At 67.6% G+C, this 21881-nt stretch carries 18 protein-coding genes and 1 pseudogene; 6 read left to right on the forward strand and 13 right to left on the reverse strand.

The window, feature by feature from the left end:
• Nucleotides 1–51: 51 nt before the first annotated feature.
• The 10 genes and pseudogenes from V9G19_RS14870 to V9G19_RS14915 all read right to left on the reverse strand — a co-directional run bounded on the left by V9G19_RS14870 (nt 52) and on the right by V9G19_RS14915 (nt 13020).
• Nucleotides 52–423, reverse strand: coding sequence for a hypothetical protein (locus V9G19_RS14870; RefSeq protein WP_462286177.1), 372 nt, complete (start codon nt 421–423; stop codon nt 52–54).
• Entirely contained in the window at nt 424–2937 is a 2514-nt protein-coding gene (locus V9G19_RS14875; protein WP_462286178.1) for a GcvT family protein, read from the reverse strand.
• A gap of 123 nt (nt 2938–3060) precedes the next feature.
• Entirely contained in the window at nt 3061–4734 is a 1674-nt protein-coding gene (locus V9G19_RS14880; RefSeq protein WP_462286179.1) for a BCCT family transporter, read from the reverse strand.
• Between the two features lie 111 nt (nt 4735–4845).
• Entirely contained in the window at nt 4846–5610 is a 765-nt protein-coding gene (locus V9G19_RS14885; RefSeq protein WP_462286180.1) for an IclR family transcriptional regulator, read from the reverse strand.
• Between the two features lie 29 nt (nt 5611–5639).
• A complete protein-coding gene (locus V9G19_RS14890; protein ID WP_462286252.1) occupies nt 5640–6602 on the reverse strand; it encodes an ABC transporter substrate-binding protein in 963 nt (320 codons plus the stop codon).
• The gene (locus V9G19_RS14895; RefSeq protein WP_462286253.1) at nt 6602–7543 is read right to left on the reverse strand and encodes an ABC transporter permease; all 942 of its coding nucleotides are present in this window, start codon (nt 7541–7543) and stop codon (nt 6602–6604) included. The genes V9G19_RS14890 and V9G19_RS14895 overlap by 1 nt, the downstream gene beginning before the upstream one ends.
• A gap of 247 nt (nt 7544–7790) precedes the next feature.
• A pseudogene (locus V9G19_RS14900) lies at nt 7791–8825 on the reverse strand (ABC transporter permease); the annotation flags it as partial.
• Nucleotides 8708–9769, reverse strand: a complete 1062-nt coding sequence (locus V9G19_RS14905) for a quaternary amine ABC transporter ATP-binding protein (RefSeq protein ID WP_462286181.1) — start codon at nt 9767–9769, stop codon at nt 8708–8710. The gene V9G19_RS14905 and the pseudogene V9G19_RS14900, both read right to left, overlap by 118 nt.
• Nucleotides 9770–9781: 12 nt before the next feature.
• Complete coding sequence (gene betA, locus V9G19_RS14910; protein WP_462286254.1) at nt 9782–11482, reverse strand: choline dehydrogenase; 1701 nt, start codon at nt 11480–11482, stop codon at nt 9782–9784.
• A gap of 62 nt (nt 11483–11544) precedes the next feature.
• Nucleotides 11545–13020 carry an aldehyde dehydrogenase family protein gene (locus V9G19_RS14915; RefSeq protein WP_462286182.1) on the reverse strand — a complete coding sequence of 492 codons (1476 nt, stop codon included), beginning with the start codon at nt 13018–13020 and terminating at the stop codon, nt 11545–11547.
• A gap of 127 nt (nt 13021–13147) precedes the next feature.
• Between V9G19_RS14915 and purU the strand changes: the two genes are divergently transcribed.
• Nucleotides 13148–14002 carry a formyltetrahydrofolate deformylase gene (purU, locus tag V9G19_RS14920; RefSeq protein WP_462286183.1) on the forward strand — a complete coding sequence of 285 codons (855 nt, stop codon included), beginning with the start codon at nt 13148–13150 and terminating at the stop codon, nt 14000–14002.
• Between the two features lie 385 nt (nt 14003–14387).
• Here purU and V9G19_RS14925 read toward each other — a convergent pair whose 3' ends face one another.
• Nucleotides 14388–15902: a trimethylamine methyltransferase family protein gene (locus V9G19_RS14925; protein ID WP_462286184.1), complete on the reverse strand. Its 1515-nt coding sequence runs from the start codon at nt 15900–15902 to the stop codon at nt 14388–14390.
• 59 nt (nt 15903–15961) lie between these two features.
• Here V9G19_RS14925 and V9G19_RS14930 point away from each other — a divergent pair, with 59 nt between their 5' ends.
• From V9G19_RS14930 to V9G19_RS14950, 5 genes are read left to right on the forward strand one after another with little or no spacing between them, the layout of a single operon-like run.
• A complete protein-coding gene (locus V9G19_RS14930; protein WP_462286185.1) occupies nt 15962–16726 on the forward strand; it encodes an IclR family transcriptional regulator in 765 nt (254 codons plus the stop codon).
• A complete protein-coding gene (locus V9G19_RS14935; RefSeq protein WP_462286186.1) occupies nt 16723–17394 on the forward strand; it encodes a corrinoid protein in 672 nt (223 codons plus the stop codon). The genes V9G19_RS14930 and V9G19_RS14935 overlap by 4 nt, the downstream gene beginning before the upstream one ends.
• Before the next feature lie 2 nt (nt 17395–17396).
• The gene (locus V9G19_RS14940) at nt 17397–18290 is read left to right on the forward strand and encodes a dihydropteroate synthase (protein WP_462286187.1); all 894 of its coding nucleotides are present in this window, start codon (nt 17397–17399) and stop codon (nt 18288–18290) included.
• Nucleotides 18291–18319: 29 nt separating this feature from the next.
• On the forward strand, nt 18320–20269 hold the full coding sequence (locus V9G19_RS14945; protein ID WP_462286188.1) for an ASKHA domain-containing protein: 1950 nt from the start codon (nt 18320–18322) through the stop codon (nt 20267–20269).
• A 25-nt stretch (nt 20270–20294) separates the two neighbouring features.
• Complete coding sequence (locus V9G19_RS14950; protein ID WP_462286189.1) at nt 20295–20909, forward strand: DUF1638 domain-containing protein; 615 nt, start codon at nt 20295–20297, stop codon at nt 20907–20909.
• Here the strand turns inward: V9G19_RS14950 and V9G19_RS14955 are convergent.
• Both V9G19_RS14955 and V9G19_RS14960 read right to left on the reverse strand, forming a co-directional pair.
• The gene (locus V9G19_RS14955) at nt 20900–20992 is read right to left on the reverse strand and encodes a type II toxin-antitoxin system RelE family toxin (protein WP_462286190.1); all 93 of its coding nucleotides are present in this window, start codon (nt 20990–20992) and stop codon (nt 20900–20902) included. The genes V9G19_RS14950 and V9G19_RS14955 overlap by 10 nt on opposite strands.
• A gap of 12 nt (nt 20993–21004) precedes the next feature.
• Nucleotides 21005–21838: a methylenetetrahydrofolate reductase gene (locus tag V9G19_RS14960; RefSeq protein ID WP_462286191.1), complete on the reverse strand. Its 834-nt coding sequence runs from the start codon at nt 21836–21838 to the stop codon at nt 21005–21007.
• Nucleotides 21839–21881: the final 43 nt, after the last annotated feature.

Here is a 21881-nt window from a genome sequence, read left to right on the forward strand (position 1 = left end):
AGCGCGTGCGCGAGCCGGACACCGACCTGGAAGTCGCCGGTGTCGCCGGCGTCATTGCCGAGCAGGATCAGGTCGTATGCCGTTCCGCTCGCCGCGCGCGCCCTGACTGCTGCGGCGATCTCTCGGGCGACGTCGGCTCGGGCCGAACGCGTCGGAGTCGGCCTCGATGTGGATCGCGTCGTTGATGCCGACGGCGAGGGCACCCCGGAGCTGGTCGAGCGCGTCCGCCGGACCGAGCGTCAAGACGGTGGCCTGCCCGCCGGATGCGCCGGCGATCTGGACGGCGAGTTCGACCGCGCACTCCTCGTTGGGGCTCGTCGTGTAGCCGGAGTGGGAGCCGTCGATGCCAAGTCCGTTGCCCGTCAACGAGATCTCTCCCGTCGCCTCGGGCACACGCTTGATGCAGACGAGGACGTTCGCCATCTAGTTGCCCTTGATCCGGTCGTTGGCGGGGTCGAACAGCGGCGTCGCGTCGTTGGCGGCGACCGTGACCGGGAAGAGTTCGTCCATGTAGGAGACGGCCAACTGCTCCCCGATCTGGGCGTGGTCCGGCGGGAGGTAGGCCATCAGGACGTGCTTGCCGAGGCTCGGGGCGGAACCGGCGGTGGTGACATAGGGATGCCACCCGTGGGTGCCCTCCAACTCGCCGCCGTCGCGGGTCATGATCGGCTCGCCACCGAGCATGTAGCGCTTGACGCCGGACTTGCTCGTGTGATCGTCGACCGTGAGGGAGCACAAGATCGCCTTGGGGGCCTCGGCCGCCTGGGCGGTGATGGCCTCCTTGCCGATGAAGTCCTGGTCCTTGATCTTGGCCCGCTGCATGCCGGCCTCGGCCAGGGTGCGCTCGGTGTCGAGCTCGTATCCGTAAGCGCGGTAACCCTTTTCGATGCGGCCGGTGGTCGCGTAGACGCCGATCCCGGCGGGGATCAGGCCCTTGTCCTTGCCGGCCTCGAGGAGCTTGGCCCACAGGGCGGCACCGTTCTCGATCGGGGTGTAGAGCTCCCAGCCGTACTCGCCGACATACGAGATGCGGGAGGCGAGGACCGAGAGGTTGCCGATCTCGATGTCGCGGCAGGTGCCGAAGGCGAAGCCCTCACGGGAGACGTCGTCGCGGGTGATGCTCGCGAGGATGTCGCGGGCGTTGGGACCCCACAGGCCGATGGTGGTGAAGGAGGAGGTGAGGTCGACGGCAACCGCGCCCTCGGGGAGCCGGTCGCGGAACCACTTCAGGTCGGCCATACCGTGCGCACCGCCGGTGACGACGCGGAACTGGTTCTTGGCCAGGCGCATCACGGTCAGGTCGGAGCGGAAGCCGCCCCGCTCGTCGAGCACCGGGGTGTAGATGACCCGGCCGACCTTGACATCGGCCTGCGCGACGATGATCTGCTGGACCGCCTCGAGGGCCTGCGGCCCGACGATGTCGAAGATGCAGAAGGCGGACAGGTCGACCACGGCGGCCGACTCGCGCATCTGCAGGTGCTCGGCGTTGATGATCGGGGACCACCAGCGGGCATCCCACTCGTGCTCACGCGGCATACAGGCGTCGCCGAACTTCTCGACCAGGTGGGCGTTCGACTCATACCACTGCGGCCGCTCCCAGCCGGCGGCCTCGAAGAAGACGGCGCCGAGTTCCTTCTCGCAGGCGTGCATCGGGGCCAGCCGGATGTCGCGGGAGGAGGCGTACTGCTCGCTCGGGTGGACGATGCCGTAGGTCTTGTTGAACGCCTCGGAGGTGCGGGCGCGGATGTGCTCGCGGGTCCGCTGGTGGGGGTAGAACCGCGAAATGTCGCTGTGGCCCAGGTCGATCTCGGGATTGCCGTGGACCATCCACTCGGCGACCGCGCGGGAGGTGCCTGGCCCCTCCTTGATCCAGACGGCGTTGGCGCTCCACAGGCCCTTGACCTCGGGGATCTCGCCGAGGACGGGGAACCCGTCCGGGGTCAGGGAGAGCAATCCGTTGATGGCATAACGGATTTCGGCGCGCTCGTCGCCGAGCAGCTCGGGCATCAGCTCGAGGGCCTGCTCCAGCTGCGGGTCGAAGTCGTCGTCGGTGAACGGCAGCTCGGTGGGGGAGAGCTTGGCCTGCTCGATGCTCGGGATGTCCTCGGCGTCCATGAGGATCGGCCGGTGGGCGTAGGAGCCGACCTCCATGTCGGAGCCGTGCTGACGCTCGTAGCAGAAGGTATCCATGTCGCGCACGATCGGGAAGGAGATCTCACCCGGGCGCTCGGCGAGCACCTCGCACGGGCCGACCGAGATCATCTGGTGCACGGCCGGGGTCAACGGGATGTGGGCGCCGGCCATTGCGGCCAGCTTCGGGGCCCACACGCCGCAACAGATGACGACATACTCGGCCTCGATCGTGCCCGCGGTGGTCTCGACGGCCGTGATCCGCCCGTCCTCGACCACCATGCCGGTCACCTCGACATTGGGGGCGAGGGTCAGGGCGCCGAGCTCCTGGGCCCTTTCCCGGAAGATCGTGCCGGCGCGCAGGGAGTCGACGACCCCGACGGTGGGGTAGTAGGCCGCGCCGATGATGACCGACGGATCGAGGAAGGGCACCTTCTCGACGACCTGCTCCGGGGTATGCAGCTCGGCCGGGATGCTCCACGCCTTGGCGCTGCTCATCCGCCGGCGCAGCTCCTCCATCCGCTCCTCGGTGCGGGCCACCTCATAGCCACCGGACTCGGTGAAGACGCCCATCTCCTTGTATTGCTTGACCGAATCGGCGGTGATGTCGGCGAACTCACGGGAGTGGTCGACCGGGAAGATGAAGTTGCTCGCGTGGCCGGTCGAGCCGCCGGGGTTGGGCAGCGGGCCCTTGTCAATCTGGACGATGTCGCGCCAACCGAGGTTGGCGAGGTGGTAGACGAGGCCATTGCCGACGATGCCGGCGCCGATGACGACGCACTTCGCGGTGGCGGGGACGGTAGCCATGAGTGCTCACTCCCTGTTGCGCATTATGCAACCTGTTCCGTATTGCGCACCCAGAGTAGCGCGATTGTGGCCCGTGCGCCAGCAACCGCACGGTGGCATCGGGCTCCGGGTGGCCGGAGTGGATCAGGACTCGTCGGCTGCGGCGGCCCGGCGACCGCGGACGATCTCCTCCAGCTCGTCCAGCTCCACTTCCAGGTCTTCGATCTCCTTGTCCTGGCTGCGCAACGTCGTGCGCAGCCGCCCGCGCAGCGTCGACTCGAAGGGCTCCAAGCGCAGCGACTTCCACAGCGAGACGCACAACCCGATGAGGATGAACATGAACGGGAAGCCGACGATGATCACCCCCGTCTGGAGGGCTTGGAGGCCGTTTTCCGGGTCGGCGAGCAGCAGGACGGTGGCGATGGCGCCGGTGGCCACACCCCAAAAGACGACCATCAGCCGGTTGGGTTCCTCGTTGCCCTTCTGGCTGAGCATCCCCATGACGATCGAGGCCGAGTCGGCGCCGGTGACGAAGAAGATCGCGATCAGGAAAACCGTCAGCCCGACGGTCATCCCGGACAGCGGGAAGTCGCGCAGTGTCCCGAAGAGGGTGTTCTCCAGCCCGGAGTCGACCAGGGCCTTCATGTCCTTGCCCTGGTTGAGCTGCAGGTTGAAGGCCGCCCCGCCGAGGATCGAGAACCACATGAACGAGACCAGGCTCGGAATGAGGATGACATAGATGACGAACTGGCGGATCGTGCGGCCCTTGGAGATCCGCGCGATGAACATGCCGACGAAGGGAGTCCAGGAGACCCACCACGCCCAATAGAAGATCGTCCACCCCGACAGCCAGGCACTGCCGCCGAAGACGCCGGTGCGGAAGCTCATCGCCGGCAACTGGGTCAAATAGACCCCGATCGACTCGGTGAAGGTTCCGAGGATGAAGACGGTGGGGCCGACGACGAAGAGGAACAGCACCAGCAAGGCGGCGGCCACGGCGTTGGCGTTGGAGAGGATCTTGACCCCCTTGTCGATGCCCGAGACCGCCGAGACGACGAAGCACGCGGTCAGGACGGCGATCACGAGGACCGCCGCGGTGCTGCCGTACTTCGCGTGACCAAAAGCGTTCGCGAGCCCCCCGGTGATCTGCAGCGCTCCGAGACCGAGCGAGGTCGCCGAACCGAAGAGCGTCGCCAAGATGGCGACGACGTCGATTCCCTTACCCGCCGGGCCATTTGCCCGAGCGCCAATGAGGGGATAGAAGGCCGCGCTGATCAGATTCCCTTTGCCCTTGCGGTAGGCGAAGTAGGCGATCGTCAGGCCTATGACGGCATACATCGCCCAGGGGTGGAAGCCCCAGTGGAAGAAGGTGTATTGCATGGCCAGATGCGCGGCTGCGTCGCTGCCCGGCTGCGCCATCCCCATCGGAGGTGTGTTGAGGTGGGTGAGGGGCTCGGCCACGCCATAGAACATCAGCCCGATGCCCATCCCCGTCGCGAACATCATCGAGACCCAGGAGAACGTCGAGAACTCCGGCTCCTGATCATCGGTGCCGAGCTTGATATTGCCGTAGCGGGTAAAGGCCAAGACCATCGAGAAGATGACGAAGGCGGCGCTGGTCAGGACAAAGAACCACCCGAAGTTGTTGGTGATCCACCCGAGGACACTGCCCCCGTGCTTGTTGAAGCCCTTGGGATCGATCGCGCCATAAAGCAGGAAGATCAGCGCGAGGGCCGCGGCGATCCCGAAAACCGCCCTGTCGGTCTTCGGTTTGGCTGCTTCGTGCGATTCGTGAACCTGCTCCTGGACTGCCGCCATCTGGATCCTCATCCCTGTCGGTTGCGCATCTCGCAACATCATCGCGGTCGACGCAACGTCAGTGTGACCCCGGTCATGCCAAGCGTCAAGGGACAGCGTGGCGGATGCCGATCACCCTCGCCACCCGAGGCGGCGGGAAATCTCGGCAGCAGCCGGCACAATCAGCCGCCGCAGGGCGCCGATGCGGGCGTGGTCGAGCCGGAAGCTCGGGCCGGAAACGCTGATCGATGCGGTGATCTCGCCGTGGGCATTGCGCACCGGGGCGGCCACCGCGGTCAAGCCGTCCTCGAGCTCGTCGACGGCGACGGCAAAACCGTCGGTGCGGACCGCGTCGAGCTGGGCCCGCAGCGCTCGCGGGTCGGTGATGGTCGCCGGGGTGTGGGCTACCGGCTGCCCGAGCAACTCGCTCACCCGGCGAGGATCCAACTCGCTCAGCAAAACCTTGCCATTCGACGTGGCGTGCAGGGGGATGCGCTGGCCGACCCAGTTGTAGGACTGCAGGGCGGAGGTGCCGGCGACCTGGTCGAGGTAGAGCGCCTGGTCGCCGGACAGGACGGCGAGGTTGACCGTCAGGCCGGTCTCCTGGGCGAGCCGGCGGCATACCGGCCGGGCCTGCTCGACCAGGTCGAGACCGGCGGCGGCGGTGCCGGCCAGCCGCAACAGCCCGACCCCGAGGCGATAGCCGCCGCGGGCATCGACCTGCTCGACGAGCTCCCACTTCTCCAGCGCTGCCACCAGGCGCGACGCGGTCGACTTGTGGACATCGAGGCGCCGGGCAAGTTCGGTGACGCCGAGTTCGCCGGCACCGGCGAGCAGGTCGAGGATGGAGACCGCCCGGTCCACCGACTGGACCGGGGTGTCCTTGGTGTTGCGCATGGCGAGACCGTAGCGCGTGATCGGCGCGTTCAATCCAGCCAGGCCGCGACCTTCTCCGGATTCGCCTCGACCCACCGCTGCGCTGCCGCGTCGGGCGTCAGGCTCTGGTTGGCGATCATCTCGGAGACCGCGTTCTGGTCGTCGTTGGTCCAGGAGAACTTCTTGACCAGGCCGACCGCGGGCGAGCCGGAGGCGGCGAACTTGGCCGAGATCAGCTTGTTGAGTTTGTAGGCCGGGTAGTCGCACGCTATCGTCTTCGGGTCGGCGTCGCAGCCGTCGGTATAGGGCGGCAGGTTGACCTTGACCAGCGTCATCTCGGAGAAGAACCATTGCGGCTCATAGAAATAGGCCAGCAGCGGGGTGCGCTTCTTCTCGGCCTGACGATAGCTGGTGATCAACGCCGCCTCGGAGCCACCGGTGACCACCTTGTAGTTGAGTTTGAGGTTGGTCACCAGGGCCTCGTCGTTGGTGACATAGCTCGGGTCACCGTCGAGCAGCTGCCCCTTGTCCCCGGACTCGCTCGTCTTGAACAGGCTCGCGTACTTGTTCAGGTTCTTCCAGTCGGTGATGTCCGGGTACTGCTGGGCCATCCACGGCGGGACATACCAGCCGATGATCCCGTCGTTGCCGGTCAGGCCGGCGTCCAGGACCGTCTTCTGCTCGGTGACATATTTCTCGATCAGGTCCGGGTGGCCCCAGTTCTCCACGACCGTGTCCACCGACCCGGAGGACATGCCCTGCCAGCTGACCTCCTCCTTCAGCTCGGGATAGGTGACCTTGCAGCCGAGCCGGGAGGCGGCGACATACCCGATGACGTGGGCATTGGAGACATAGCCGGTCCACGGGTTGACCGCGATCCGCAGCTTGCCGCACCGGCTGGCCCCCTCGGCGCGAGCCGATCGGTCGATGTTGCCCCCGAGGCAGCCGGAGATCACCAGCACCGCCGCCAGCCCCAGGCCGACGGGCGCCGTCCGCGAGATTCGTCGGGTCATCACCGGCCGTACCTCTCTGCTGCGTAGCGGGCGATCCGGTCGAGCATCACACCCATCGCGGTGATCGCGATGCCAGCCGCCAGGCCCTTGCCGAACAACTGCCCCTGGGAGAAACCCTGGACGATGATGTAACCGAGGCTGCCGCCACCGACCATGCCGCCGATCACGACCATGGACAGGACATAGAGCAGACCCTGGTTGGTCGCCAGCACGAGGGCTTCGCGCGCCATCGGCAGCTGCACCTTCGAGATCATCTGCCAGGTGGTGCTTCCCGTCGAGCGGGCCGCTTCGACGGTGCTCGGCGAGACCCCGCGGATGCCGTCGGCGACCAGCTTCGTCGCGATCGGAACGGCATACGCCATCGCCGCGACGATGGCGGTGAAGCGGGTCGCCGCGAACAGGGCCAGCGCCGGAACGAGGTAGACGAAGGCGGGAATGGTCTGGAAGCCGTCGAGGAAGGGGCGCACGATGACGTCCACCCGGCGACTGCGCCCCATGCCGACCCCGAGGATCACGGCGGCGACCATGACGATCGCCGTGGCGACCAGGGTCATGGTCAGCGTGACCATCGCGTCGTTCCACAACCCGGTGCCGAAGATGACCGCCTCGCACACCGCGCTGATGGCCAGCGGCCGCCAGCCCCCAAGGAGGTAGGCGACGGCGAGAATGACGATCGCCATCGTCCACCAGGGACAATTGGCCATGAGCGACTGCAGCGGGTTGAGCAGCCCATAGGTGACGGCGTTCTTGAACCCTGTGCAGGCGCCGGTGAGGGCATTGACGGCGGTGTCGGTGACGGCGTTGATATGCCGCGCCAAGGGGCCGCCGGAGATCTCCTTGAGCACCGGCACCCCGGAGACGTCGGGGAAGACCGCCAACTGCATCCAGCGGGTCGAATAGAGGCACGCGGCGAGCGTCGGCAACAGCAGCAAGCCGAGCACGAGCCGGGCGGCCCGCGGCGGTCAGATAGGGACCCCGCGGGGGATGGCCGACCTCTTCGGAGGCCCACCGGGGCAGCCGCTCGAGGACGAGCTTGCTCGACAGGCCGGGGTAGCCGACGCTCGCGACCCGGCCCTCGGTGGACTTCTCGGTGCGCTCGCTCGCGGCCGTGGTGGTCCGGTCGAGCATGATGGCGATCATCACGATGGCGATGCCGGCGACCGAGGCCTGCCCGACGTTGAGCGTCTGCAGGGCATCGACGACATTGCGTCCCAGGCCGGGACCGTTCACGAGCGCCGCGATGGTAGCCATCGACAGCGCGGCCATCGTGCATTGGTTGATGCCGACGACGATCGTCCGCTTGGCCATCGGCAACTGGATATGCCGCAGCAGTTGGCCGCGCGTCACTCCCAGGGAGCGGGCCGCCTCGATCGTGTTCCCCGAGACCGCCCGGATGCCGTGCTCGGTGATGCGGATCAGCGGCGGGAGCGCGTAGATGAGGGTCAGGACAACCGCTGTCGCGGGACCGATGCCGAAGAAGAGCGCGACGGGGGAGAGGTAGGCGAAGGCCGGCATCGTCTGCATGATGTCGAGCACCGGGGTGACGAACGCCGAGACTCTCGAGCTGCGCGCCATCGCGATGCCGACCGGCAGCCCGATCAGGCACGAGATGATGACGGCGACGAAGGTGATGATCAGGGTGTCGATGCTCGGGCTCCACAGGCCGAATACGCCAAAGAGCAGCAGGGAGATCCCCACCATGATCGCGGGGCGCAGTCCCGCGAAAGCATAGGTCAGCCAGACGAGCACGGCGAAGACCCCGAGCCAGCCGATCCAGTCACCCGGGAGGATCAAGCTTGAGTGAGCTTGAAGGAAGCCGACGACATTGTTGAACACCGTGCCGAGGCCACCGAGGACCCCGTGGAAGAACCAGTTGTCCTGGGCCAGGAGCTGGAAGTTGTCGCGGACCCGGTTGAGCCATTCGTGCAGGGCGTTGGTGTCGGCATTCGGCAGCGCGAGTGTCTGCTTGCCACGCAGGAGCGCCCAGCAGACCAGCCAGAAAGCCAACACCCCCAACAACTTCTTGCCCGTATGCCGCTCGCCCACCGGGTCGACATAGGGCTGCTGCTCCTTGACCACCGTCCGCGGCGGAGCGGTTGCGGTCGTCATGGGGTGGCCCCGGTGCTCGCCGTCGTGCCGTCGGATTCGGCGACGACGATCCGCAGGATGTCCTGGTCGTCGACGACGCCGACGACGTTGCCTTCGGCGTCGACGACGCGGCATACCCCTTGGTGGCCCAGGACCGTTCGCGCTGCGTCCCGGACGATCTCGGTGTCTCGCAAGGCCGGCGCGCCCACCGCCTCGGTGTCGCTGGACGGCGGACGCATCACCCACTTCAGGGTGAGCACATGGGCCTTGGGCACCTCGGAGACGAAGTCCTTGACATAGTCGTCGGCCGGGGCGCCGATGATCTCGTCCGGGGTCCCGATCTGGATGATCGCGCCGTCGCGCATGATCAGGATGCGGTCGCCGAGCTTGAGGGCCTCCTGCAGGTCGTGGGTGATGAAGACCATCGTCTTGCCCACCTCCTCGTGCAGCCGGATGACCTCGTTCTGCATGTCGCGGCGGATCAGCGGGTCGAGCGCGGAGAAGGGCTCGTCGAACATCAGGATGTCCGGGTTCGCCGCGAGCGCCCGCGCCAGGCCGACCCGCTGCTGCATCCCGCCGGAGAGCTGGTCGGGGTAGTTGTTCTCGTAGCCGCTCAGACCGACCAGGTCGACCATCTGCTGCGCCTGCGAGCGACGGGCCTTCTTCTCCTCGCCGCGCACCTCGAGGCCGAACGCCACATTGTCGATCACCTTGCGGTGGGGCAGCAGGCCGAAGTGCTGGAAGACCATCGAGACGCGCTTGCGGCGGATCTCGCGCAGCGCGTCGTCGGACAACGCGGTGATGTCCTCGCCCTGCAGTTTGACCGTGCCGGACGTCGGTTCGATCAGCCGGGTGATCAGGCGGACCAGCGTGGACTTGCCCGACCCGGACAGCCCCATGACGACGAACACCTCCCCGGGGGCGACGTCGAAGGAGACGTCACGCACCCCGATGACGTGCCCGGTCTTGGCCTGCAACTCCTGGCGCGAGAGCTGCAGGTCCGGTGAACCGATGAGGCGTTCGGCCTTCTCCCCGAAGATCTTCCAGAGGTCTTGCACGGACAGGGCGGGCTGCGTCATTTGGTGCTCCGATCAGGTCGGCCCCGCGTTGCGAGGATCCTCCGGCGGCCACAGGGGGCTTCCCTGGCGGCAGTTGTACCAAGGTGCGCCCGAGGGCGCGAGGGGAGTTGCTCCGGCGATGAGATCGGCGGCCTTCTCGGCGAGCATGATCACGGGGGCATAGATATTCCCGTTGGTGACATAGGGCATCGCGCTTGCGTCGACGACGCGCAGGCCGTCGGTGCCGTGGACGCGCATGGTCAGCGGGTCGAGGACCGACTCGCCGTCGACGCCCATGCGGGCGGTGCAGCTGGGGTGCAGCGCGGTTTCGGCGTCCGCCCGGACCCAGTCGAGGATCTGCTCGTCGGTTTCGACCCGTGGGCCGGGGGAGATCTCCCCGTTGTTGTATGCCGCCAGGGCCGGCTGCCCGAGGATGGTCCGGGCCACGTTGATCGCCTCGACCCATTCGCGCCGGTCCTGCTCGGTAGACAGATAGTTGAAGAGGAGGCGCGGTTTGGCCTTCGGGTTCCGACTCCGCAGGGTCAGGCTCCCGCGGGCGTCGGAATACATCGGCCCGATGTGCACCTGGTAGCCGTGGCCCTTGATCGGGCTGGTCCCGTCGTAGCGGATGGCGATCGGCAGGAAGTGAAACATCAGGTTGGGGTAGTCGACGTCGTCGTTGCTGCGGACGAAGCCGCCGCCCTCGAAGTGGTTGGTGGCCCCGAGCCCGCGGCGGAAGAGCAGCCAGTCGGTGGCGAGTTTGGGCCGGTTGCGGTATTTCAGTCCCGGTGCGATGGAGACCGGCTGCTTGCTGGCGTGCTGGATGTAGACCTCGAGGTGGTCTTGCAGGTGCCTGCCCACGCCGGGAAGGTCGGCGACAACATCGATGTCCAGGGCGCGCAGGTCCGTGGCGGGCCCAATGCCGGAAAGCAGGAGCAGCTGTGGGGAGTTGATCGCGCCGCCGCACAAGATCACCTCTCCCGCCTCGACGGTATGCCGCCGGCCCAAGGCCGTGTAGTCCACCCCGACGGCGCGGGCGCCGTCGAAGCGGATGCCGGTGGTGAACGCGAGCGTGCGCACGTGGAGGTTGGGCCGGTGCATCACCGGATGGAGGTAGGCGCGGGCAGCCGACAGCCGCCGGCCGCGGTGGATATTGCGGTCGAAGCGAGCGAAGCCTTCCTGGCGGTAGCCGTTGACGTCGTCGGTCATCGGGTAGCCGGCCTCCACGGCCGCGGCGAAGAACGCGCCGAAGAGGGGATTGGTCGCCGGGCCGCGTTCTAGAACGAGGGGTCCGGACCCGCCGCGCCACTCATCGGCGCCGGCGAGGCAGGTCTCCATCTTCTTGAAGTAGGGCAGGCAGTGGGCGTAGTCCCACGATTCCATCCCCGGATCGGCGGCCCAGCGTTCGTAGTCCAGGGGATTGCCGCGTTGGAAGATCATTCCGTTGATCGAACTCGACCCGCCAAGCACCTTGCCGCGGGCGTGGTAGATCTTGCGCCCGTTCATGAACGGCTCGGGCTCCGACTCGTATTTCCAGTCGTACAGGCGACTGCCGATCGGGAACGGGAGGGCGGCAGGCATGTGCACGAACGGGTCGATCTTCAGGTCCGCCCGGCCGGCCTCGAGAACGAGCACGCTGGTCGAGGAATCGTCCGAGAGGCGGTTTGCGAGCACGCAGCCGGCGCTGCCGCCACCGATGATGACGACGTCGGCACGGCGTGGTGGGTCGGCCAGGCTCGATCGCGCGAGGGCCTCTTGGGCGCGCTGGGACAGGGTCCGGGCGGACCGGTCGATGCTCACGAGAACCATCCCGATGGGGCGGGGGAGCAGTTGCGCCAGATGTGCTTGATCTCCTGATACTCGGCGAGCCCGTGGTCACCGAGTTCGCGGCCAATCCCCGACTGTTTGTAGCCGCCCCATTCGGCCTGAGCGACATAGGGGTGGTAGTCGTTGATCCACACCGTGCCCAGGCGCAGGCGCGCGGCGACGCGGTCGGCCATGGCTTGGTTGCTCGTCCAGACCGCTCCGGCGAGCCCGTAGATCGAGTCGTTGGCGAGCGCGATGGCCTCCTGCTCGGTCGCGAACGTCTCGGCCGTGAGCACCGGGCCGAACGACTCCTCCTGGACGATGTGCATCTCGGCGCGGCAGTTGTCAAAGACCGTCGGCAGGTAGAAGAACCCATTTTCCAGACCCGGGTTTTCGGGCCGCCTTCCGCCGCAACGCAATCGAGCCCCTTCCTCAATCCCGCGCTGCACATAGGCCTCGACCTTGGCCAGGTGGCCCGCGCTGGTCAGCGAGCCGATCTGTGCGGCCGGGTCGAGAGGCGTGCCTGGCCGGATGGAGCGCGCCCGGTCGACGAGGGCGTCGACGAACTCCTCGGCGATGCTTTGCTGGACCAGCAGTCGCGCTCCCGCACTGCATACCTGCCCGGAATGGAGAAAGACGGCGGTGAGCGCGTTGTCCAGGGCCGCGTCGCGGTCGGCGTCGGCAAAGACGATGTTGGGGTTCTTTCCACCGAGTTCGAGGGCGACCCGTTTGACCGTCGTCGCGGCATTCGCCATCAGCTGCCGGCCGACGGCCAGGCTTCCGGTGAAGGAGACCAGATCGACCCGCGGGTCGGTGGACAGCGGCTCACCGCAACCGCTGCCGGTTCCGAGGACCAGGTTGCCGACGCCCGCTGGCAGGCCGGCTTCCTGGAGCAGGCGGATGAGGTGGATCGTCGAGTGCGGTGTGATCTCGCTGGGCTTGAGGACGAAGGTGTTGCCGGCCAGCAGGCACGGAGCGACCTTCCAGCTGGCTTGCAGCAGGGGATAGTTCCACGGGGTGATAAGCGAACAGACGCCCACCGGCTCCGTCACGATGCGGCTGTCGATGCCAGCGCGGCCGGTGTCGACGATGCGTCCGGACGCCGGCTCCTGCCCGACCGCGGCGTAGTGGGCGAAGACCGACGCGACGTCGTCGATATCGCATTCGGCCTCGACGAGACGCTTCCCGGTGTCCAGCGCCTCGGCGAGGGCGATCTGGTCCTTGTCGCGGCGCAACCCTGCGGCGACCCGGTCGAGCCGCACCGCACGCTCCATGATCGCGGTCGTCGGCCAGTCTCCCGCCCCGTCGGCGAAGGCGGCCGCCGCTGCGGCAATCGCTCGGCGGGTGTCGGCGTCGCTCGCTTCGTCGACCTCGCCCACGGTCTCGCCAGTAGCCGGGCAGGTGATCCGCCGTCGGCCACCCGCGGTCGCGGCGGACCAGGCGCCGTCGATGAAGAGATCGGGCACGGTCGCAGACCTCCCCTTCGGTTGCGAATGGCGCAACCGAAGGTTGCGTCGCGAGACAGCATCCTCGCCCACCCGGCCGCGGTCAAGCGCTACGCCACTCCGCCCGCCGCGGCTACGATCCGCAGTCATGACCCCGGAGTGCGTGCTGACGCTGTCCTGTCCCGACCGCCCGGGGATCGTGGCGGCGGTGGCGAGCTATCTGGCCGGCGCCGAGTGCAATATCGTCGAAAGCCAGCAGTTCGACGACCGGCGCACCGGCCGGTTCTTCATGCGCGTCCACGTCGAGGGCCTCGGCGCCGGCATGAGCACCGACTCGCTGCGCGACGGATTCGCGCCGGTGGCAACCGAATTCGCAATGGACTGGCACATTTGGGACGCCGCCGCCCCCTATCGGACGCTGCTGATGGTCAGCAAGTTCGGGCACTGCCTGAACGACATCCTGTATCGGTGGAAGGCCGGCGGGCTCAACATGGAGATCCCGGCCATCGTCTCCAACCACCCCGACATGGAGCCGCTCGCCCGCTCCTACGGGATCCCCTACCATCACATCCCGGTCACGGCGGCGACCAAGCCGCAGGCGGAGGCGGCCCTGCTGCGCTTGGTCGACGACCTGGATGTGCACTTGGTCGTTCTCGCCCGCTACATGCAGGTGCTGTCCGACCCGCTCGCCGCGCGGATGTCCGGGCGGATCATCAACATCCACCACTCGTTCCTGCCGTCGTTCAAGGGTGCCAAGCCCTATCACCAGGCCTTCGCCAGAGGCGTCAAACTAGTTGGCGCCACAGCACATTTCGTCACAGCCGATCTCGACGAGGGGCCGATCATCGAGCAGGACGTGATCCGAGTCGACCACCGGATGTCGGCCGAGCAGATCGTCCAGGCCGGGGAGGAAGTCGAGTCGCGGGTCCTCGTGCGCGCCCTGCGCTGGCATTGCGATTCCCGCGTTTTCCTCGCCGGGGACCGCACGGTGGTCTTTTCCTGAACATGCCCCCTCCCGCCTGGCCCCGCTCGGTTGCCGTTGGCTGCAACCGCCCAGTGACGCCCCCGCCGTACTTTGTCCGGCCGTCGTATTCGACCGCCACGATCCCCTCGATAAGGAAGTCGACCCGGGCCACGAAGTTCCCGGCGGCGTCCTCGTGCACCCGGACTCCGGCCCTCCGGCGCACTCGCGTGGTCTCGTTGGCGAGATCGACGATCGTCGGATCGACCCCGTGGAGGGGGAGCCAGCGCATCTGCGCGAGTCCACAGGGCTGTGGATAACCAACTCCGAGGGCAGGTTTGGCCCATGGCGGTCGCGGCGGCCTGGGGCCTTTTGCGTCCGCTCGGGACCGGGTGTGTGGTGGGGGTCGGACGTGATGGGGCCCGGGTCAGTCGCCGAGTTCGGCGCGGCGGCGGGCGACATACTCCTGCAGCTGGGCCTTGACCGCCTCATCCATCGGCGGCTCGGCATACTCCTCCAGGCGCCGCCGCCAGATCTCGCCGGCGCGGACGGCGGTGTCCTTGCCGCCGCCGCGCATCCACCGCTCGTAGTTCTCCGAGCTGGACAGGAACGGGCGGTAGAAGCAGGTGCGGAAGCGCTCCATCGTGTGCATGGCACCCAGGAAGTGGCCACCGTGACCGACCTCGACATGGGCGTCGAAGGCCAGCGCGGCCTCGTCGATCTCCAGCGGCGTGAACTCGTGCTGGAGCATCTCCAGCAGTTGTGCGTCGATGACGAACTTCTCGAAGCCCGCGACCAAGCCACCCTCGAGCCACCCCGCGGAGTGCATGACGACGTTGGTGCCGGCGAGGAAGGTCGGCAAGAGCGTCATCAGCGCTTCATACCCCGCCTGGGCATCGGGAACCTGGGAGGAGGTCAGGCCGCCGCCGGTGCGGAAGGGCAGCCCGAAGTGGCGGGCGATCTGGCCCGTGCACAGCAGCCCGATGCCGGACTCGGGAGTGCCGAAGGTCGGGGATCCGGACTGCATGTCGATGTTGGACAGGAACGAGCCGAAGACGACCGGGCAACCAGGCCGGATCAGTTGGGCCAGAGCGATTCCCGAGAGCGCCTCGGTGATCTGCTGCACGAGCGCGGCGGGGATCGTCACCGGCGACATCGCGCCCATGAGGATGAACGGGGTGAGGATCACCGGCTGGGCCGCGCGGCAATACTCGAACAGCGCCTCGAGCATCCGGTCATCCCAGCGCAGCGGGGAATTGCAGTTGATCAGCGAAATCGACACCGGGGTCTGCTCGATCGCCTCCCGGCCGCCAAAGACGATCTCTCCCATAGCGATCGTGTCGCGGGCGTTGACACCGGAGACGACATTGCCCATGTAGATCTTGTCGGTCAACGTCTGCAAGGCATAGGTCATGTCGAGGTGCCGGGAGTCCAACGGGGCATCGTTGGGCTCGCACACCACGCCCCCGGCGGAGTCGAGCACGGCGAAAGACTGGGCGAGGCGGGCGAAGTTGTGGAAGTCCGCCAGCGTGCCGTCGCGTCGCACGGCTCCCTCCCGGACGAACGGCGGTCCATAAACCGCGCCGAAGACCATCGCGTCCCCGCCGATGTGGACGTTGTTGGCCGGGTTGCGCGCCTGCATGTCGAACTCGCGCGGCGCCTTGGCGACCTGCTCCAACACGAACTCGGGGTCGAGGAAGGCCGTGTTGTCCTCGACCTTCTGCCCGGCCTCGCGGAAGAGCCGCAGCGCCTCATCGCTCATGAACTCGACGCCGACCTCGGTGATCAGTCGCCGCCAGCCGCCGTCGAGCGCGGCCAGGGCGTCACCGCTGAGGATCTCGTAGCGCGGCATCGTGTTGCGGAACATCGGCGTCCTTTCGAAGACGTGCGTCGCGTCGCTGGGCGCGCCTTGACTGCGGCCAGGATCACATCCTAACCTCACTATATGGAATCAGGGTTCCACATTATGGGAAGTGGCGACGTGGCTCGCGTGCGGCCCCGGTGAGCCGGGACCCCACGACGGGCACCCAGGCCGTCGACCGCGCTGGCGACCTCGTCGGGCTCGTCGTCGAGTCGCTCAAACCGTTGTCGTTCAGCGAGATCCAGTCGCGCAGCGGCCTGCCGCGGTCGACGACCTCGCGGCTGCTGTCGGCGCTGGAGCGCCAGGGGCTGCTCGCTCGCACCGACGCCGGCAATTTCGCCCCCGGCGCCCTCTTTGTCTCGTATGCCGCCCGGCAAAGCCCCGATGCCGCCCTCGTCGCGCTCGCCAGCCCCGTCATGCACACGCTGAACGCCCAGACCGGAGAGACCGTCAACCTCGCGGTCGCCCGGGGGGACGCCGTCGTCCAAGTGGCCCAGGTGGATGCCCAGTTCGTCCTCGGCTCACGCCAATGGGTCGGTGTCCACGTCCCCCCGCACTGCTCGGCCCTCGGCAAAATCCTTTATGCCTTTGGGGGATTGGCGTCACCGCGGGGCCGGCTAGCCACGCCGACTGCGCGCTCGCTAGCCACCGGCGACGACCTCGAGCGGGCGTGCGCCGCCGCCCGCCGGGTCGGAGTCGCCACGGCCGTCGACGAATTGGAGATCGGCCTGTCCGCGATCGCCGTGCCCGTCCGGGACGGCGAATCGCGGGTGATCGCCGCTCTCGGCCTGTCCGGGCCCGGCGATCGGCTCGATTGCGCATTTGACCGGCTCGCCACCCTGCTGCGCGAGCATTCCACCACCATCACCCACCAGCTCACCCACACCAAGGAAGGTGCCGCATGACCCCCGAGGAGATCCTCACCGGCCTTTATGAGCAGACCCTCGTCGGCAACGGCCCCGAGGTGCTCGCGCTGACCAACCAGGCGCTCGAGATCGGCATGACGCCCGGCAGCCTGCTTTTCGACGCGCTGATCCCGTCGCTGGAGGAAGTCGGCGCCCGCTTCGAGCGCGGCGACTTCTTCGTCCCCGAGATGCTCATCGCCGGCAAGGCGATGGCCGGCGCCATGGAGCGGCTGCGCCCGCTGCTGGCGGACACCGGCGTGGAGACGATCGGCAAGTTCCTCATGGGAACCGTCAAGGGCGATGTCCACGACATCGGCAAGAACCTCGTCAACATCATGCTCGAGGGCGCCGGCTTCGAGGTGGTTGACCTCGGCGTCCAGGTCGCGCCGGAGAAGTTCGTCGCCGCAATCGAGGAGCACCAGCCCGACATCGTCGGCTTCTCGGCCTTCCTCACCACGACGATGCCGATGTTCAAGGCCAACCTCAACGCCCTGGACAAGGCCGGCCTGCGCGATCAGGTCATCGTCATGGTCGGTGGGGCCCCGGTCACCCAGGAGTATGCCGATGCCGTCGGCGCCGATGGCTATGCCGCCGACGCCTCGGCCACTGTGAAGAAGGCCAAGGAATTGCTCGCCGGCAAGCGCGCCCTCGTCGGGGCCGGTGCCTGATCATGGTGGAATTCGCGCTGCGCGAGACCGTGATCCGCTCAGCATCCAAGGAGGTCGTGATCTCGCACGAGCGGCCCTTCTGCATCATCGGCGAGCGGATCAACCCGACCGGGCGCAAGGTCTTCCAGGAAGCGTTGCGCAATGGCGACCTGTCGCTGGTCGAGAAGGATGTCGCCGCCCAGGTCGCCGGCGGGGCCGACGTCCTCGACGTCAACATGGGTGTCCCGCTCACCGACGAAGCCGAGCTGTTGGACAAGGCAATCCGGCTGATCCAGTCGCTCACCGACCTGCCGGTCTGCATCGACTCCTCGGTCGTCGAGGCGCTCGAGGCGGGGTTGGCGGCATACGAGGGACGGGCCTTGGTCAACTCGGTGACCGCCGAGGACGATCGGCTAGCCGCAATCTTGCCGCTGGTCAAGAAGTATGACGCGGCCGTGATCGCGTTGCCCAACGATCACGACGAGATCCCCATGGAGGCGGGCAAGCGGATCGAGTTGGTGGACAAGACTGTTCGCGTGGCTACGCAGGAATACGGGATTGCCATCGACGACATCGTCATCGATCCGCTGGCGATGCCGATCGGCGCCGATGGCAGCGTTGGCCAGACCGCCTTGGAGACCATCCGTGAGGTCAAGGCTCGCTGGGGGCTCAACCTGACCTGTGGTGCCTCCAACGTCTCTTTTGGTATGCCGTCCCGGCACGCGATCAACGCGACTTGGCTGCCGATGGCGATGACCGCCGGCATGACCAGCGCGATCATGGACGCCCGCACACCGCAGGTCGTCGAGGCTGTCCGTGCGGCGGATCTGCTTCTCGGGCACGACGAATGGGGCGGCACGTGGATCCGGATGCACCGCGCGAAGCAGGCGGCCGAGGCTGCCGCCACCGGGGCCTGAAACCCGTCGCCGGACTAGGGTGACAGATCGTGACACGATCGAACGACGACTCCGACGGCCTGCTTGCGGGACTGCGCCGCGAGGGGTTGATCGATCACCCTGCTGCACCCGCCGACGCTTCCGACGAGGGTGGGCCGGCAGAGGGTGTCGGCCGGGTGGCGCTGCGCTTCCAGCCGACGGGGCGGGAGCACCGGGTTCCGCCGGGTGTCTCGGTCTTCGATGCGGCGTCGTGGAATGGGATCGCGATCGACTCGACGTGCGGGGGGCATGGGACCTGCCGCAAGTGCAAGGTCCGGGTCACGACGGGGACGGCGCCGGTCACCTCCCATGACCGGCGCACATTCACCGCTCGCGAACTCGCCGCCGGGTGGCGGCTAGCCTGCCTGGTGCAGGCGCGCCAGGATCTCGACATTGAGGTGCCGCCCTTGGTCACCCGCCCCAAGGCGGCCACGGTCGGCGTCGGCCGCCAGGTCATTCTGCGCCCGGCGGTCCAGAAGCGCTACGTCGCGCTCGACGAGCCCCACCTGGGTGATCAGCGAACCGACCTGCGCCGGCTCGCCGACGCCATCGACGACCTCGACCTCCGCCCCGACCTCTATGCCCTGCGGCGGCTGCCAAAGGTGCTGCGGGAGAACGATTTCAAGGTCACCGCGGTCATCGTCGACGAGACCCTCATCGACATCGAGCCGGGCGACACGTCGGCGTTGCGCTACGGCCTGGCCATCGACCTCGGCACCACCACCGTGGTCGCAACGCTGTTGGACCTGGAGACCGGGACCCCCTGTGCGGTGGCGTCGATCCTCAACAAGCAACAGCCCTTTGGCGGCGACGTCATCACCCGGATCAGCGCGACGATGCTCGACCCCGAGGCGGCCGGCCGGCTGCGCCAGGCGGCCGGTCACACCCTCGCCGAGCTGGCCTACCACGTGCGACAGGAGGCGGGCGTCGATGCCCAGCACATCTACGAGATCGCGGTTGCCGGCAATGCGACGATGATCGCGCTGCTGCTCGGCATCGACCCGGAGCCGCTCGGCGTCGCGCCGTTCATCATGACCCACGACCACTTCCCGACGATCCACGCGAGCGATATCGGGCTGCAACTGCACCCGGGGGCACGGGTCACGCTCTTCCCGGCCCTCGGTGCCTATGTCGGCGGTGACATCGTCGCCGGCATGCTCGCCACGGGGATGGACCGTGACAAGCGGGCGCGCCTGTTCATCGACGTCGGCACAAACTGCGAAATCGTTCTCTCCGACGGGAATCGACTGGTCGCCACGGCGGCGCCGGCGGGGCCGGCCTTTGAGGGTGGCGCGATCCGCCGGGGGATGCGCGCTGCCGATGGTGCCATCGAGGTGGTCAAGCTGACCGACGACGGCGTGGATCTCGGCGTGATCGGCGCTGTCGAGCCGGTCGGCCTGTGCGGCTCGGGACTGGTCGATGCGGTCGCCGAACTCGTCCGGGTGGGCCTGCTCGACGCCAGCGGCCGGTTCGTGCCCGACGACGACGCCGCCCGGATTGCCCCGGCCCTGGCCGACCGGCTGACCAAGGTAGGCGAGGAGCGGGTGTTCATCCTGCACCGGCCGACCCCGGACGCATCGCCCGAGGATTGTGTTTTCCTGTCCCAGAGGGACATTCGTGAGCTGCAGTTCGCCAAGGCGGCAATCGCGACCGGGTGGCGGCTGCTGTGCGAGGAGATCGGGCTCGATCCGGCCGACATCCAACAGGTCCTGCTCGCCGGCTCGTTCGGGTCCTATTTGTCGCCGGCCGCCGCGATCCGGATCGGCCTGGTGCCCAAACTCCCGGTGCTGCGCATCGTCTCGGCCGGCAACGTCGCCGGGGAGGGCGCCAAGATGGTGCTGCTCAGCGCCCGCGAGCGCAATGGCGCCGATGCGTTGCTCAAGGAGGTGCAGTATGTCGAACTCTCCGACCGCGCCGACTTCAACGACCGCTTCGTCGAGCAGCTCGCCTTCCCCGCCTGACGCGTGCGCGCAACGGGTCGCTGTCGTGGCCTGTGGCGCGATCGCGTTGCACATCACCGAGATCGCCCGCCGCCGCGACTGGCCGGTTGATGTGCACCCGTTGCCTCCGTTGTTGCACAACCATCCCCACCGGATTGCCCCCGAAGTTGAGGATGCGCTGGGAGATTTGACTGCGGCATACGGGAAAGTCATTGTCGGGTATGCCGATTGTGGCACCTATGGCGGGCTCGACGAGGTCTGCGCGCGATTGGGGGTAGTCCGCCTTCCTGGCTTGCACTGCTATGACCTGTTCGCCGGCGCCGATCGGATCGAGACCTGGCTGGCCGAGCAGCCGGGGACCTTCTTCCTCACCGACTTCCTCGTCCGGTCCTTCGACCGGACCGTCTGGCGCGAGCTCGGCCTGGACCGCTATCCGCAGTTGCGCGACGACTACTTTCGGCACTTCACCCGGGTGATCTGGCTGGCCCAGGACCCTGGCGGCGACCTGCGCCCCGATGCCGAGCGGGTCGCGGGCCTTCTCGGCCTCCCGCTGACCGTCGTCGCCACCGGTGACGGGGCGCTGGAGTCCGCTCTCGCCGTCGCGCTTGGGCCATGGCCGCGCCTGTCGACAACAATCCTCGTCGACCCAGATCAGCGATAGGCCTCGCTGCGGCGCGCGGCGTGCACGACGAGGACGAGCAGGTCGTCGTCGTGGATCTCGTAGAGCACGCGACAGCGGCTCATGCGCTCGCTGCGTCAACCAAGGAGCAGCTTCTCGCGCCACGCCTGGGTCTCGGCGACCTGGTTGAAGGTGAACAGGTGCAGCCCGTCGATCCGCATATCGTCGTGGGCTGCGACGCGAGAGATCTTCTCCAGGAAGGATTCCGGGGTGAAGCCGGGGGCGGCGATGCGGGCGAAGACGCCCTTTTGTTTGGTGAGGAAGCGCATCGACTCGCCGATGCCGACCTTGCCGGCCATCGCGAGCAGCTTGGTGCGCTCGATTGGGCCCGGCTGGCCGACGATGATCGGGATCTGCACGCCCCGGCGGCGGACCCGGGCCACCCACTTGGCCACGCCGGCGGCGTCGAACGTCATGTTGGAGACGATGTGAGTGGCATGGCGCCGCTTGTCCCACATCGCCTGGACGGTGACATCGTCCTCGATGCTTGGATGCGACTCGGGATAGCCGGTGACCCCGATCTGGGTGAACGGATGCGGGATGCTCGCCAAGTCATCGAGCAGCTCGACCGCGGAGTGATAGCAGCCGTCCTGCGGCGTGGCATCGCCGCCGGGGACGAAGATCGCGGTGACGCCATTGCCCTGCAGGCGCGCGACGATCTCGCTCAACTCGCTGCGGCCGTGGATCATTCGCGCGGCCAGGTGGGGGATGACGCGATAGCCCGCGGCGGTCAGCCGCTCGGTGGCGCCGAGGGTCGCCTCTAGCGGCTTGGCCGGCGAGGCGGTGACGGTGATCGTCGTCGTCGAGGGCAGGGCCTGCCGGACCTTCTCCTCGATCGTCGCGGTAGGCAGAATCTCGAAGCGCGCGTCGGTGAGTAGGCGTCGCATCGCCGCCTCGCTTGCGTTGCTCATTGTGCAACTCGTTTCGTTATATGCGACGGGGGTGACCGCAAGC

Source organism: Nostocoides sp., from assembly GCF_037045025.1.
In the GTDB taxonomy this organism is placed as follows: domain Bacteria; phylum Actinomycetota; class Actinomycetes; order Actinomycetales; family Dermatophilaceae; genus Nostocoides_A.

Coding starts and splice junctions, on each gene's coding strand:
- V9G19_RS14870 (WP_462286177.1), bottom strand. CDS start 423: ATGGCGAACGTCCTCGTCTGCATCAAGCGTGTGCCCGAGGCGACGGGA.
- V9G19_RS14875 (WP_462286178.1), bottom strand. CDS start 2,937: ATGGCTACCGTCCCCGCCACCGCGAAGTGCGTCGTCATCGGCGCCGGC.
- V9G19_RS14880 (WP_462286179.1), bottom strand. CDS start 4,734: ATGGCGGCAGTCCAGGAGCAGGTTCACGAATCGCACGAAGCAGCCAAA.
- V9G19_RS14885 (WP_462286180.1), bottom strand. CDS start 5,610: ATGCGCAACACCAAGGACACCCCGGTCCAGTCGGTGGACCGGGCGGTC.
- V9G19_RS14890 (WP_462286252.1), bottom strand. CDS start 6,602: ATGACCCGACGAATCTCGCGGACGGCGCCCGTCGGCCTGGGGCTGGCG.
- V9G19_RS14905 (WP_462286181.1), bottom strand. CDS start 9,769: ATGACGCAGCCCGCCCTGTCCGTGCAAGACCTCTGGAAGATCTTCGGG.
- purU (WP_462286183.1), top strand. CDS start 13,148: ATGACCCCGGAGTGCGTGCTGACGCTGTCCTGTCCCGACCGCCCGGGG.
- V9G19_RS14935 (WP_462286186.1), top strand. CDS start 16,723: ATGACCCCCGAGGAGATCCTCACCGGCCTTTATGAGCAGACCCTCGTC.
- V9G19_RS14940 (WP_462286187.1), top strand. CDS start 17,397: ATGGTGGAATTCGCGCTGCGCGAGACCGTGATCCGCTCAGCATCCAAG.
- V9G19_RS14955 (WP_462286190.1), bottom strand. CDS start 20,992: ATGAGCCGCTGTCGCGTGCTCTACGAGATCCACGACGACGACCTGCTC.
- V9G19_RS14960 (WP_462286191.1), bottom strand. CDS start 21,838: ATGAGCAACGCAAGCGAGGCGGCGATGCGACGCCTACTCACCGACGCG.